Consider the following 14,051-nt stretch of genomic DNA (forward strand, 5'->3'; position numbering starts at 1 on the left):
CCCCGTCGATGCCATCGCAGGCAAGCCAGCTCCCACAATTGATTTACAGTGCCTAGGCTTGCCTGCTCACCCGAATCAATCGCCGTAGATGTCGGACTTGAAGTACTGCTGCGAAATCTTCTGATACTCACCACTGGCACGAATGCCATCGATGGCCGCATTCAACTCGCCCACCAACGCCGTATTGCCCTTGCGCACCGCAATCCCGGCGCCCTCACCCACGTATTTCGGGTCCTTGAGTTCCGGGCCGACAAACGCGTAACCCTTGCCGCGCGGCATCTGCAAGAAGTCGTTCAGGGGAATGGTGTCGGCAAAGATCGCATCCAGGCGGCCGGCCGCCAGGTCCATGTAGATCTCTTCGTTATTGCTGTAGCGCTTGACGTTGATGCCCTTGGGCTCGAACACCTCGGTGGCATACCGGTCGGTGGTGGTGGCGCGCTGCACGCCGATGGTCTTGCCCTTGAGGCTGGCGTATTGGTCATCCACCACGGCGCCGTCCTTCATCACCAAACGCGATGAGGTGAAGTAGTACTTGTGGGTGAAATCCACCGACTTCTTGCGGTCTTCGTTGATGGTCATGGACGACAGGGCCATGTCGATTTTCTTCACCTTGAGTGAAGGAATCAGACCGTCGAACTCACCTTCTACCCACACACACTTGACCTTCATCTGCGCGCACAGCGCATTGCCGATGTCGTAGTCGAAACCGACGATCTTGCCTTCCTGCGTCTTGGACGCGAACGGTGGGTAAGCAGCCTCGATGCCAATGCGCAGGGTTTTCTCGGCAGCCATCACATGGCTGGAGGCAAGCAGGCCCAAGGTCAGGGCGGTGATGAGGGAGCGCTTCTTCATGGGGGTGTTCTCGCAAGTTGTTGTTGGTTTGGCAAGCCTGAAGAAAGAGATGAAGCTATTTTTTGTACTTATAATTCCATACTGGACTTTTACGTCTTGATCGTCAATCACGCTGCATGAAGGTGCAATACCCATGACTTTTTTGCACAACGCACTGGTGTTTTTGAGCGTTCTGCTCTGATTTCTGCGTGCCTATACTCGGTCCAGCCTCTCGATCCAACCTCTCGGTTCAGCCGAGGGAACGTCCCACAACAATAATTAAGGACAGCCACCATGACCCAGCCCTTCCTGGCCGCTCGGGATTTTCTGCTCGCTCACCGCACCGACTACGCCACCGCCGTACGGGATTTCCGCTGGCCGCAACTGGGCGAATTCAACTGGGCCCTGGACTATTTCGACGCGATGGCCGAGGGCAATGCGGCGGATGCGCTGTGGATCGTCGAGGAAGACGGCAGCGAGCAACGCTACAGCTTCCAGCAACTGGCGACGCGCTCCAACCAGGTGGCCAACCACCTGCGCGCCCTCGGCGTGCGCCGGGGTGATCGCGTGCTGCTGATGCTCGGCAATGACGTGGCGTTGTGGGACACCATGCTCGCCGCGTTCAAGCTCGGCGCCGTGGTTATCCCCGCCACAGCGTTGCTGAACCCCGATGACCTGTGCGACCGCATCGAGCGCGGGCAGGTTCGTCACCTGGTGGTGGGTGAAGCGCACGTGCACAAGTTCGCGGGGCTGGCGGACGGTTGCAGCCGCGTCTGCGTGGGGGCTGCGCCTGCCGGCTGGGTCGCGCACAACGCGGCCTTTGAACACCCCGAACAGTTCGAGGCCGAAGGCCGCACCCTGGCCACCGACCCGATGTTGCTGTACTTCACGTCCGGCACCACGTCCAAGCCGAAGATGGTGCTGCACAGCCACCAGAGCTATCCGGTGGGCCACCTGTCGACCATGTACTGGATCGGCCTGCAACCGGGCGACCTGCACCTGAATATCTCGTCACCGGGCTGGGCCAAACATGCCTGGAGTTGCCTGTTCGCCCCGTGGAACGCCGGCGCGTGCATCTTTATCCATAACGTCGCACGGTTCAGCGCGCCGGCCCTGCTCAGTGCCTTGGAACGCTACGGTGTGACCAGCCTGTGCGCGCCGCCCACGGTATGGCGCATGCTGATCCAGGAGGACCTCGCCAGCTACAAATCACGCTTGAGCCTGCGCGAACTGGTCGGCGCCGGCGAGCCGCTGAACCCGGAAATCATCGAACAGATCCAGCATGCCTGGGGCCTGCCGTTGCGTGATGGCTTCGGCCAATCGGAAACCACCGCGCTGGTCGGCAACACGCCCGGCCAGTTGCTCAAGCCCGGTTCCATGGGTCGCCCGTTGCCGGGTTATCAGGTTGCGCTGCTCGACCCGGACGGCATTCCCGGCAACGAAGGCGAAGTCGCCCTGCCCCTCGACGTGCGCCCGCTCGGCCTGATGCTCTGCTATGAAGACAGCCCGGAGAAAACCGCCGAGGTCATGCGTGACGGCTACTACCGCACCGGCGACACCGCGCAGATCGACGCCGACGGCTACATCACCTTCGTCGGTCGCGCCGACGATGTGTTCAAGGCCTCCGACTACCGTATCAGCCCGTTCGAACTGGAAAGCGCCTTGATCGAACACCCGGCGGTCATGGAAGTGGCCGTGGTGCCGAGTCCCGACCCGTTACGCTTGGCGGTGCCCAAGGCGTTTCTGATCCTGGCCCACGACGAACCGGGCAGCCATGAACTGGCCCGGCACATCCTCGCCTTCGCCCGCGAAAACCTCGCCCCTTACAAGCGAGTGCGACGTATCGAATTCGTCACCGAACTGCCCAAGACCATCTCCGGAAAAATCCGCCGCGTGGAACTGCGGCAGATGGAGGTAGTGCGGCGCCAAAGCGACACGCGGGGTGAACAGGAGTATTTCGAAGAGGACTTTGCCTGACCGGTCAGAAGTCCACCGTGGCCGACAGCTGCAAGGTGCGCGGATAGCCCGGCGAAAACGCGCCATACGACGCAACACCCGACCAGTACTCACGGTCAAACACGTTCTGCACGGTCGCGCGGAAGGTGGTTGGCCGGCCTTCGATCTTGGTCGCATAGCGCGCGCCGGCATCGATGCGCGTCCACGAATCGAGTTCCTGTGTATTGGCCTGGTTGACGTACTGGCTGTCGGTGTAGATCGCACCGCCGGTGAGGGTAAAGCCTTCCAGCCACGGTGTGTCCCACTCGGCCCAGAGGTTGGCCTGGATATCCGGCACGCCCACCGGTTTGTTGCCACGGTTGGCGGCGGTCGCGGACTGGGTCAGCTCACCGTCGAGGAAGGTCACGCCGCCCATCAAACGGGTGCCGGGCGCCACTTCGCCGAACATGCTCAGTTCGAGGCCACGGTTACGCTGTTCGGCCTGCACTGAATACACACCATTGGCGCCCAGTTCGCCGCTGGGCTTCTCGATCTGGAACAGCGCCACAGTGGTCATGAAGGTGCCGTGTTCGTACTTCACGCCCACTTCATGTTGCTTGGATTCATAGGGTGCAAACGTCTCGCCGGCATTGGCCGCGGTACCGGGGGCGATATCACCTTTGCTTAGGCCTTCAACGTAGTTGTAGTAGAGCGACACATCCTCCCAGGGCTTGACCACCACCCCCACCAACGGCGTGGTGGCGTTGTCTTTGTAGCGCGAGCTGACCACGCCGTTGGCACTGTAGTTGCGCGACTCGATGTCTTGGCGGCGCACGCCCAACGTCAGTTGGATACGGTCATCCAGAATCCCCAAGGTGTCGGTCAGCGCCACGCCGGACAGTTCCGATTCGGAGATGCGCAGCACCTTCGGCGTGTTGATCGATTGTTTGGGCGTGTCCACCGGGTGGTAGATATTGGAGCGGATCTCCGTGCCGTTGGTGATGCCCCGTGACAGTTCATCTTGGTAACGGGTCGCCATCAATGTGGTGGTATGGGTCACCGGCCCCGTGGCGAACAGCCCGCGCAAGCCCACGTCAGCGGTCGAGCGGTCGACGTTGAATTTGTAGTACCCCGGAATATTGCTGGTATCGCCGGCCTCGTTGAGGATGCGCGGCACCTGGTCGGACATGCGCTTCACATCCGACTTGCCGCCACCGGCATGGGCGAACACGGTCAGGTTGTCGTTGAGGTCGTATTCGCCGCCGAGCAAGGCCGATTGCTCCTTGGTGTCGGACCAGCCCCATTTCTGCGGCAGGCTGGTGCGGCCATTCGGCGCGGACGGCACTTCCACTCCTGGCGCAAGGGTGAAGGGCCGCGAGGCGCCCTCCCAGCTTTCCTTCTGGCTGATGTAGTCGAGGTTCAGGCGCAGGCGTTCGCCGCGATAATCCAGGGCAATGGCGCCGATGCCGACGTCGCGGTTCTGGTTGTCCACGGCGGTATCGCCGCCCTGCAGGCTGCCGTTGAAGCGCACGCCAAACTGGTTTTCGTCACCGAAACGCCGGCTGATATCCAGGTGACCGCCCACTTGTGTGTCCGAAGCGTAGCTGCCGGTGAAGCGCGTCAGATCCTGGTCCAGCGGGCGTTTGGGCACGATGTTGATCACCCCGCCGACGCCGCTGTTCGGTGAAATCCCGTACATCAACGCGCCCGGTCCCTTGAGTACTTCAACGCGCTCAGCGTACTCGGTAAACGCCCGGTAGTTGGGTGCCACGCCGTACACGCCATCGTAGGCCAGCTCGCCCAGGTTGCCCTCGCCGATGGCAAAGCCCCGGATGAAAAACGAGTCGACGATACCGCCAGTCTGGCCGGTTGAGCGCACCGAAGGATCCCGCTCCAACGCATCGGCCACGGTCACCGTTTGCAGGTCGGCCAGGGTCTTGGCGGTGTAGCTGGTGACGCTGAACGGCGTGTCCATCACGTCCTTGTTGCCCAGCATGCCCAAACGCGCGCCACGGGCGACCTGGCCACCGGCGAGCACCTCGGGCAAGTCGGTGGGGCCGTGGTAAACGGCGTTGACGTTCGTCGCGTCAAGGGTCAGGCTTTGCGCGCTGTCGTCGCTCGACGCCTGGGTGGCAGCCCAGGTGTTGGTACTGGCGGCGGCGAGCATCAGGGCAGTACGGACAGCGAGGGTTAACCGGCTGGCAACGGGCATGGCATCAGGGTCCTTTCATCGTGAGAAATGAGCATTACTCCTGATGCCAGCCGACGCGGGAAAAAGTATCAGCGTCCCGCGCGTTTTTTTACCGAGGCCGATTCATGCCAACCACCCGTGTGCTGATTTACCTGCTGTTCACGATCCAACTTGTGTCGATGGGTGCCATGGAAATGAGCGGCCCATTCTGGCCCTTGCACCTGCGCGGGCTGACCGATTCCGACACGCTGTTCAGCTTCGCCAGCATCGCGGTGTACGTGGGGCCGATGCTTGGCATTTTGCTGACCAGTGCGTTCTGGGGCCGTATCGGTGATCGCTACGGCCACAAATGGATGATGATCCGTGCGCTGGTCGGGCTGACCCTGACCCAATTGGGGCTGGCGCTGTTCAGCGACCTTTGGACGATTCTGGTCCTGCGCTTCCTGCAGGGTGCCTGCGCCGGGTATATCGCGCCGGCGCAGGCGTATGGGGTGAGCATCGAGGCCCCTTCGCGGCGCGCGCGTTTGTTTGCGCTACTGCAGATTGCCACCAATGTCGGCTCATTGCTGGGCGCAGTGGTGGGCGGCTTGATCCTCGACCATGCCACGTTCTTCTGGATCAACCTCAGCGCCGCCGCACTCTGCGCGGTGTGCACGCTGGTGGCGGCGGTGACCCTGCCGGATGTTGCGCCGGTCAAAAAAATCGCGTCTGCTGCCAAGAACGGTGTGTGGCAAGGGTCCGCACTGTTACCGCTGCTGAGCGTGATGGGCATTCTGCTGCTCGCGCGGATGCTGCCGCAGACCTCGTTCTCGCTGTATGTGAGCACCACCTTCAACGTGAGCAACGCGGTGGTCGGCCTGTGCTACGGCTTGTTGGCGCTGGGGTTTATCCTGTCGGCCACGGCCTGGTCGCGGCATTTCGAGGGGCGTACGCAAGTCGACACGCTGCGGCGCATCGGTTACGTGGTGCTCGGCTGTATCGTCCTCACCGGCCTGGCCGGCGTCACCCGCGAACCTGTGGTGTTTGTATGCACCTACTTCATCTGGGGCGTGCTGTTGGGCGCGACCACGCCGGTGCTGACCGCGCTGATCTCCAAGACCGCCGACAGCGCCCGTCAGGGCCATGTGCTGGGGATCGCCCAGGGCACCGCGCAGTTCGCCTCGATTGCCGGCATCTGCCTCGGCGGGTTGCTGAGCCAGGTGTATGGCCTGGCGTACACCTACCTGTTCGTGTGCCTGGCGTACGCGGTGGCCTGGGTTGCGATTCTCGCGTTGCGTTACCGCAGGGTTGTCCCTTAGCATTGGGAATACTTCTCAATTGCACGGATCCGCGCCATGAGCGAAATCCTTACCGCCGATAACCAGCAGCACCTGCGCGTGATCGAGGCCCTGTACAGCGGCCATCACGGTTGGCTGTACGCCACGCTCAAGCGCAAACTCGGCAACGCCATGGATGCGGCCGACCTGGCCCAGGACACCTTCACGCGCATCCTCGCGTCCCAGGTCACGGTGATTGACCAGCCGCGGGCGTACCTGAGCTGTGTGGCCAAGGGCATCCTGGTCAACTGGTATCAGCGCAAGGCGTTGGAACGCGCTTACCTGGAGGCGCTCGCCAGCGTGCCGCCCCATGAAGTGCCTTCGCCGGAAGCGCATTTCGTGGTGCTGGAGACCCTGCATGAGATCGACGCAATGCTCGACGCCCTGCCGCCACTGGTCAAGCGCGCCTTCCTGCTGTCGCAGCTCAACGGCCTCAAATACCAGGACATCGCCGAGCAACTGGGCGTGTCGCTGATCACCGTCAAACGCTACATGAAACAGGCTTTTGTGCAGTGCCTGATGCTGGTGGAATAAGTGCTCAGCCTGCGCAAGCAACCCCCGTTAGCCCCCGAAGTCCTCGAAGAAGCTGCCGACTGGCTGATGCGCTTGAGCGAGGGCGGCCTCAGCGACCACGAACGCGCCGAATGGGAGCGCTGGAAAGTCAGCAGCCCCGAGCGTGATCGCGCCTGGGCCCGAGCACAGTTGCTGCAAAGCAAGTTGGGCGGCCTGCCGCCAGCCCTGGCCATGTCGGCACTGGATCGGCCGAGCCACCCGGAACGCCGTGCAGCCTTGGGCAAGCTGGCCCTGCTGCTGGCGGTGATGCCGGTCGGCTGGGGCAGTTGGAAACTGGCGCAGACCCAACAGTGGACCGCCGACTACCGCACCCGCGTGGGCGAGCGGCGCGAATGGGTCCTGGCCGACGGCTCGCGCATCACCCTCAATACCGATTCCGCCATCGACGTGCTGTTCGACAGCCAGCAACGCCTCGTGCACCTGCGCGCAGGTGAAATACTGGTGCAGACCGCCCAGGATGCGTCCCGCCCGTTCCTGGTCAGTACCGGCCAGGGCCGCATGCAGGCCCTGGGCACGCGTTTTACCGTGCGCGAATGGAACGCGCGCACCCACCTGGCCGTGCTCGAAGGCGCCGTCAAAGTGATGCTGGCCGACAACCGCCAGGTCGCGCCGTTGGTGGTCAACGCCGGGCAACGCACGGACTTTTCCGCGCAGACCTTTGGCTCGCTCACCCCCACCGACCGCAATGTCGGCGCCTGGGCCCAAGGCATGCTGATGGCCGACAAGATGCGCCTGGCGGATTTCGTCGCCGAGCTGACCCGCTATCGCCGAGGCTTCGTGCGCTATGACCCGGCGATTGCCGACCTGCGCATTTCCGGCGCCTTCCCCATCAGCGATACCCAGCGCACCTTGAACATGCTGGTGCAGACCTACCCGGTGCTCGTCAGCGGCCACTTGAACGGCTATTGGGTCACGCTGTCGCCCGCCTGAGCGGGCGCGAAAAATAAAACACCGCTCGGGTGATACTTTTTCCGATCTCGACTGGCACACACAGGAACACCCCTTTTCCTCTCGTCCACAGGGCTCCCTTTGATGCTTGTGATTCGCAGCGCGTTGCTCAGCCTGGCCCTGGTCAGCGCCGCCATGGCCGCGCAGTTGGATGCGGTCGCGGTCCGTGCCTACCAGATCGCGCCAGGCCCGCTCGGCGCCACGCTGTCGAGCTTTGCCGTGGACGCGGGCATCGCCCTGTCGTTTGTCCCAGCCCTCACCGAAGGCCTGACCAGCCCAGGGCTGTCCGGGACTTACTCAACCCAGGAAGCCGTCACCCGCCTGTTGGCCGGCAGCGGCCTGGACATGGTGTTGCGCAGCGACGGCACCTACACGCTGGTGCAGCGCCAAGTCACCCTCTCGGACACCACGGTCAGTGGCGTCGAGCAACGCGCCGACAGCCTGCCACCGGTGTATTCGGGCGGCCAAGTGGCCGTCGGTGGGCGACTGGGCATGCTCGGTAATGCGGATGTGATGGACGCACCGTTCAGCGTCAGCACCTACACCGCCTCGTTGATCAAGGACCAGCAAGCCACCACCGTCGGAGACCTACTGGAGCGCGATTCCTCGGTGCGCTCCACCGGGCAGACCGGCGGCATTGTCGACTCGTTTTTCATCCGTGGGTTTCCGGTGGGCGAAGGCAACCTCGGCGAATTGGCGTTCGACGGCGTGTACGGCGTGGCCTCCAACTACCGGGTGTTCACCGAATACGCCGAACGTATCGAAGTGGTGAAAGGCCCCGGCGCGCTGCTCTACGGCATGTCGCCCAACAGCGCGGTGGGCGGAGTGATCAACGTGGTGCCCAAGCGCTCGCTGGAGGAAGACCTGACCCGCTACACCGCCAGCTATGCCCAGGATGCCCACGTCGGTAACCGGATCGATATCAGCCGGCGTTTTGGCGAAGAACGCCGCTTCGGTATGCGGCTCAACGGCGGCGTGCAACAAGGCGACACGGTGATCGACAAGCAATCCCGTGAAGTCGGCATCGGTGCGCTGTCCCTGGATTATCAAGGCGAGCGCCTGCGGACCAGCCTGGACCTGATTTCCCAGGAAGAAACCTTTGACGCGGCCTCCCGACCGTTCCTGATCGCCTCCGGCGTAAAGATTCCCGATGCCGCCAACGGCCGTACCAACGTCAGCCAGGACTGGGGCTGGTCGCGCACCCGGGACAAATCCGCCCTGCTCAGCGGCGAGTACGACCTCACTGACCACCTGACGGTGTTCGCCCATGCCGGTGGCGGCAAATCGGCAGTGGCGCGCCTGTCCGACCAGACCCCAAGCATTGTCAACACGGCCGGCGACACCTCGTCGATCCCCGGTTACTACCGCTTCGAAGTGCAGCGCTACACGGTGGATACCGGTGCGCGCCTGCGCTTCGACACCGGGCCGATCAGCCACAGCAGTACCCTGCAAGTCACCCGCTATCGCGATGAGCTGTCGCGGGGGATTATCTCCGGCGCGCCGGTGCTGTCGAATATCTACCACCCGGTCGAGCGCCCCAAACCCTCCATCGCCAAGCCGGACGCGCCGAAAGTCTCCGCCACCGAGTTATCCGGCGTGGCCATTGCCGACACCTTGTCGATACTCGACCAACGCGTGCAGGTCACCGTGGGCTTGCGCAAACAGAACATCCAGTCCCACAACTACAACGCCGCCGGCGCGGTGACCACGGCCTACGACGCCGGCAAGACCACGCCGCTGTTCGGCGCGGTGGTCAAGCCCTGGGAGCATGTGTCGTTTTATTACAACTACCTCGAAGGCCTGAGCAAAGGCGATGTGGCGCCGTCCAATGCGGCCAACGCTGGGGAGATCTTCGCGCCCTACGTTTCCAGGCAGCATGAAGTCGGGGTGAAGCTCGATTACGGCACCTTCATGTTGACGCTGGCGCTGTTCCAGATCCAGAAACCCACCGGCGAACTGACCCAGGGGCGCTTCTCGGTACAAGGCGAACAACGCAATCGCGGCCTGGAGCTGAGCCTGTTTGGCGAAGTCGCCCCAGGCACGCGCCTGCTCGGCGGCGTGACCCTGCTGGATGCACAGCTCACCAAAACCAGCATCGCCGCCAATCAGGGCAACACCCCGGTGGGCGTGCCCGACGTGCAAGCCAACCTCTGGGCCGAATGGGACACCCCGTGGGTCGAAGGGCTGACGTTGACCAGCGGCGCGATCTATACCGCCAGCCAGTACGTCAACCAGGCCAACACCCAACAGCTGGACGCCTGGACCCGCTTCGATGTCGGCGCGCGCTACAGCACGCGCATCGCCGAGCGGCCGACCACCTTCCGCGCCACCGTGCAGAACCTGTTCGACCGCGAATACTGGTCCGGCGTGGCCTCCTACGGCGCGTTTTCCCAGGGTTCGCCACGCACCCTCCTCCTGTCGGCCACGGTCGATTTCTGATACCTGCAAGGGCTCACATGATGCGTTCGATTGTTCGATGCGGCCACGTTTTGGCGGCACTGTTGTTCACCGGGTTGCTGGGCATGCCTGCGCTGGCGGCGCCCACCACCGTCACCGATCTGCTGGGGCGCCAGGTCAAGGTCAACCTGCCGGTGCAGCGGGTGATTCTGGGCGAAGGCCGCCAGCTGTACCTGGTGGCCGCGCTGGATACACAAAACCCCATCGAGCGCATCGTCGGCTGGCGCAAGGACCTGATCCAGTCCGACCCGGACACCTACAACGCCTACCTGCGTCAATTCCCCGAGATCGCCCACATCCCCACCTTCGGCGGTTTTGAAGACGGCACCTTCGACATCGAACAAGCGATTTCCCAGCGGCCCGACGTGATCATCCTCAATATCGAGGCGCAACACGCCACCGAGGACGCGCGCTACATCGAGAAGCTCGACGCCCTGGGTATTCCGGTGGTGTACGTGGACTTTCGCAACCAGCCCATGACTAACACCGAACCGACCATGCGCCTGTTCGGCCAGTTGTTCGGCAAGGAAGAGCGGGCCGAGGCGTTTATCGCGTTCCGCAACCAGCAGATCCGCCGCGTGACCGAGGTGATTGCCGCGCAGCAACCCAAGCGCCCCGCCGTGTTCATCGAGCGCATCGGCGGCTACACCGACGATTGCTGCCTGAGTTTCGGCGATGAGAACTTCGGGCTTTTTGTCGAGATGGCCGGGGGCAACAACGTCGCCAAAGGCATCATCCCCAGCACCTTTGGCCAACTGAATCCCGAGCAGGTGATCGTGGCCAATCCGGACCAGGTGGTCGTCACCAGCGCCAACTGGGAGGCTTTCGCGCCGGGTGGCCATTGGGTGGGCGTCGGCCCTGACGCAGACATGGCCCAAGCCCGGCACAAACTGGCGTGGTACACCCAGCGCCCGGCCTACGCCGGGATCAAGGCCCAGCAGACCCAGGCCTTCCACGCGATTTGGCATCAGTTCTACAACAGCCCGTATCAGTTCGTGGCGATCCAGCAATTGGCCAAATGGTTTCACCCGACGCTGTTTGCCGACCTCGACCCGCAAGCCGCATTTCGCGAGTTGCATGAACGGTTCCTGCCGGTGCCCTACGCGCCTGGCTACTTCGTGAGCCTCAAGCCATGAGCGCCTACCGTCAACGGGTGCTGCGCAAACGCCTGATCCTGGCCATCCTGACCCTGCTGTTACTGTGCAGTGTGTTGCTGGATCTGGCCCTCGGCCCGGCGCGCTACAGCCTCAGTGAAGTGCTCGGCGCCCTGCTGTCGCCGGACAGCGCGGCGCCCCAGGTGCGCGTGGTGATGTGGGACATCCGCCTGCCGGTCGCGCTGATGGCGGTGGCGGTCGGCGCGGCGTTGTCCCTGGCCGGGGCGCAGATGCAGACGATCCTTAACAACCCGCTGGCCAGCCCGTTCACCCTGGGGCTTTCCGCTGCCGCCAGCTTTGGCGCAGCCATGGGGCTGGCCTTCGGCGTGGCGCTGTTTCCGTTGGCGGCGCAGTACATGGTGCCGGTCAACGCGTTCATCATGGCGATGCTGTGCGCACTGCTGATCCACTTTTTGAGCCTGCGCCGTGGTGTCACCGCCGAAACCATCGTGCTGCTCGGCATTGCCTTGGTCTTCACCTTCAATGCGCTGTTGGCGCTGGTGCAGTTTTTCGCCACCGAGCAAGCCGTGGCGGCCGTGGTGTTCTGGACCATGGGCAGCCTGACCAAGGCCACCTGGCCCAAGCTTGGCGTGATCTGCCTGGTGATCCTGATCACCCTGCCGATCTTCGCCAAACGCGCCTGGGCCCTGACCGCCCTGCGCCTGGGCGACGACAAGGCCGCCAGTTTCGGCATCAACGTGCGCAGCCTGCGTTTCCAGACACTGATCATGGTCAGCCTGCTCGCCTCGTTCCCGGTGGCCTTTGTCGGCACCATCGGCTTTATCGGCTTGGTCGGCCCGCACATCGCCCGCATGCTGATTGGCGAAGACCAGCGCTTCTTCCTGCCCGCCTCGCTGCTCACCGGCGCGTTGATTCTGTCGGCCAGTTCGGTGGTCAGCAAAACCCTGATCCCCGGTGCGATTTTCCCGATTGGCGTGGTCACCTCACTGATCGGCGTGCCGTTCTTTATCTCCCTGATCCTGAGCGGGAAGAAAAACCCATGGTAAGCATTCAGTTGCAGGACCTCGGCGCCACCTACGGGCAACGCAGCATCATCCGCGGCGTGACCACCGCCCGTTTTGTCGGCGGCCAAGTGGTGGCGGTGGTCGGGCCCAACGCGGCCGGCAAATCCACCTTGTTCAAGCGTATGGCCGGGCTGATCGACGGACCGGGCCAGGTGATCCTGCAGGACTCGGCAAAAGGCCTCCAAGGCATCAGCTACATGCCCCAAGGCCTGAACGCCAGCGCCCGCTTGACGGTGTATGAATCCGTCTTGCTGGCACGCAAGCAGCTAGCACCCGGCTGGACGGTGCATGATGACGAGCTGAAGTTGGTCGATGAAATCCTCACCGCCCTCGGCATCACCGAGCTGTCCTTTCGCAACCTCGGTGAACTCAGCGGCGGCCAGCAACAACTGGTGTCCATCGCCCAGACCTTAGTGCGCGAACCCGACGTGTTGCTGATGGACGAACCCACCAGCGCCCTCGACATGCATCGCCAGGTGCAGGTGCTGAACTTCATGCAGGCCCTGGCACGCAAACGGGAGGTGATTGTGTTCATCGCCCTGCACGACCTGAACCAGGCGCTGCGTTTTGCCGACCAGGTGCTGGTGATCGCCGACGGCACCGCCCAGGGCAGCGGGCCGAGCCATGAGGTGATCAATGAGGCAATGCTGCGCGAGGTGTACAAGGTCGAGGCGCGGATCGAGCGGTGCAGTCGCGGGCAGCCGCATATTTTGATCGACGATATTGTGTAAGGCTTGAGTCCGTAGGGTGGCGTTTTGTCATGGTTTGTAAAGGGCCAGCAAGGCGCATCGCTTTTAATTGCAGGACGTTTCCTAGACAATCCCTGCCGCCTTGTGCCTGCTGGAATCGGTGGCTAGTCTGCGGTCCGTCACTGCCTATTCAGTGATCGGGTTTAGTCGCCCGGATTTCGAGCAAGCGTAGGGCCCCATGAAGCTTATGGTGGCTGTGCGCAGGGCGCCCTCGGGCGCGCCGGATGCTCCTGACCGGTCGACTAACCTGCGTACAGCCGCCACCCTTCGTTTAGTCGCGAAGCGTGCCGACTCCATGATCATCCAGGAGCTGCACAAATGAACAAAGTCCTACCCGATCCACCCATCGACCCCGCAAAAGACCGCGCCGCCTTCAACCGCGCCATCGACCATTACCTGCCCACCCAAGGTTTCCACTCGGTCAACGAAGACCTCAGCTTCGAAGACGCCCTGCTCTACACCGCCAGCTTGCTCGACAGCGCGTCGGCCACCGCACTCGATTGTGGTGAGCAATTGGCAAGCCCCGAACGGGCGAAGATCCTGGCGGTGTGGCATTTGCTGGAAATCGCCAAGACCACGGTGGACCGCTCTATCGAATGCCTGAAACACAACTAAAACAGATGGGAGCGGGCCAGCCCTAATGCCAGTCAGTTAAAGGCGAACACTGTACCTGTGGCGAGGGAGCTTGCTCCCGTTGGGTCGCGAAGCGGCCCCAAAAATGGGACTGCTGCGCAGTCCAACGGGAGCAAGCTCCGCCTGATGCAAAACCGCCGTATAGCCTTGTCTACAGCGCTTTCACCCGATCCTGTTGAATCCTTGCCCGATCCTCCGATTTGTCGACCACCGGGTATCTGCGCCCTTGCACTCTGGTC

The 14,051-nt window shown here is 63.0% G+C and carries 11 protein-coding genes; 9 read left to right on the forward strand and 2 right to left on the reverse strand.

Going from position 1 to position 14,051, the window contains the following annotated elements:
- Positions 1–75 precede the first annotated feature (75 nt).
- Positions 76–852 carry an ABC transporter substrate-binding protein gene (locus ACP7BX_RS23150; protein WP_033903099.1) on the reverse strand — a complete coding sequence of 259 codons (777 nt, stop codon included), beginning with the start codon at positions 850–852 and terminating at the stop codon, positions 76–78.
- A 273-nt stretch (positions 853–1,125) separates the two neighbouring features.
- Here ACP7BX_RS23150 and ACP7BX_RS23155 point away from each other — a divergent pair, with 273 nt between their 5' ends.
- On the forward strand, positions 1,126–2,808 hold the full coding sequence (locus ACP7BX_RS23155; RefSeq protein ID WP_426127667.1) for an AMP-binding protein: 1,683 nt from the start codon (positions 1,126–1,128) through the stop codon (positions 2,806–2,808).
- Positions 2,809–2,812: 4 nt separating this feature from the next.
- Here ACP7BX_RS23155 and ACP7BX_RS23160 read toward each other — a convergent pair whose 3' ends face one another.
- On the reverse strand, positions 2,813–4,978 hold the full coding sequence (locus ACP7BX_RS23160) for a TonB-dependent receptor (RefSeq protein WP_426127665.1): 2,166 nt from the start codon (positions 4,976–4,978) through the stop codon (positions 2,813–2,815).
- A 104-nt stretch (positions 4,979–5,082) separates the two neighbouring features.
- On the opposite strand from ACP7BX_RS23160, the gene ACP7BX_RS23165 reads away from it, so the two are divergent.
- The 8 genes from ACP7BX_RS23165 (at position 5,083) to ACP7BX_RS23200 (ending at position 13,794) form a co-directional block, all read left to right on the forward strand.
- Positions 5,083–6,255: an MFS transporter gene (locus ACP7BX_RS23165; protein ID WP_426127663.1), complete on the forward strand. Its 1,173-nt coding sequence runs from the start codon at positions 5,083–5,085 to the stop codon at positions 6,253–6,255.
- A gap of 36 nt (positions 6,256–6,291) precedes the next feature.
- Complete coding sequence (locus ACP7BX_RS23170) at positions 6,292–6,807, forward strand: sigma-70 family RNA polymerase sigma factor (RefSeq protein ID WP_016978354.1); 516 nt, start codon at positions 6,292–6,294, stop codon at positions 6,805–6,807.
- Positions 6,808–7,776, forward strand: a complete 969-nt coding sequence (locus tag ACP7BX_RS23175; RefSeq protein WP_314527779.1) for a FecR domain-containing protein — start codon at positions 6,808–6,810, stop codon at positions 7,774–7,776.
- A 102-nt stretch (positions 7,777–7,878) separates the two neighbouring features.
- A complete protein-coding gene (locus tag ACP7BX_RS23180) occupies positions 7,879–10,233 on the forward strand; it encodes a TonB-dependent siderophore receptor (protein ID WP_426127661.1) in 2,355 nt (784 codons plus the stop codon).
- 20 nt (positions 10,234–10,253) lie between these two features.
- Positions 10,254–11,387: an ABC transporter substrate-binding protein gene (locus tag ACP7BX_RS23185; RefSeq protein ID WP_426127955.1), complete on the forward strand. Its 1,134-nt coding sequence runs from the start codon at positions 10,254–10,256 to the stop codon at positions 11,385–11,387.
- Entirely contained in the window at positions 11,384–12,412 is a 1,029-nt protein-coding gene (locus tag ACP7BX_RS23190; RefSeq protein WP_426127659.1) for a FecCD family ABC transporter permease, read from the forward strand. The genes ACP7BX_RS23185 and ACP7BX_RS23190 overlap by 4 nt, the downstream gene beginning before the upstream one ends.
- Complete coding sequence (locus tag ACP7BX_RS23195) at positions 12,406–13,161, forward strand: ABC transporter ATP-binding protein (protein WP_177095410.1); 756 nt, start codon at positions 12,406–12,408, stop codon at positions 13,159–13,161. The genes ACP7BX_RS23190 and ACP7BX_RS23195 overlap by 7 nt, the downstream gene beginning before the upstream one ends.
- 336 nt (positions 13,162–13,497) lie before the next feature.
- Positions 13,498–13,794, forward strand: coding sequence for a DUF6124 family protein (locus ACP7BX_RS23200; RefSeq protein ID WP_016978361.1), 297 nt, complete (start codon positions 13,498–13,500; stop codon positions 13,792–13,794).
- Positions 13,795–14,051: the final 257 nt, after the last annotated feature.

The sequence above is a fragment of the Pseudomonas sp. DWP3-1-3b3 genome (assembly GCF_049896305.1).
GTDB lineage: Bacteria > Pseudomonadota > Gammaproteobacteria > Pseudomonadales > Pseudomonadaceae > Aquipseudomonas > Aquipseudomonas azotoformans_A.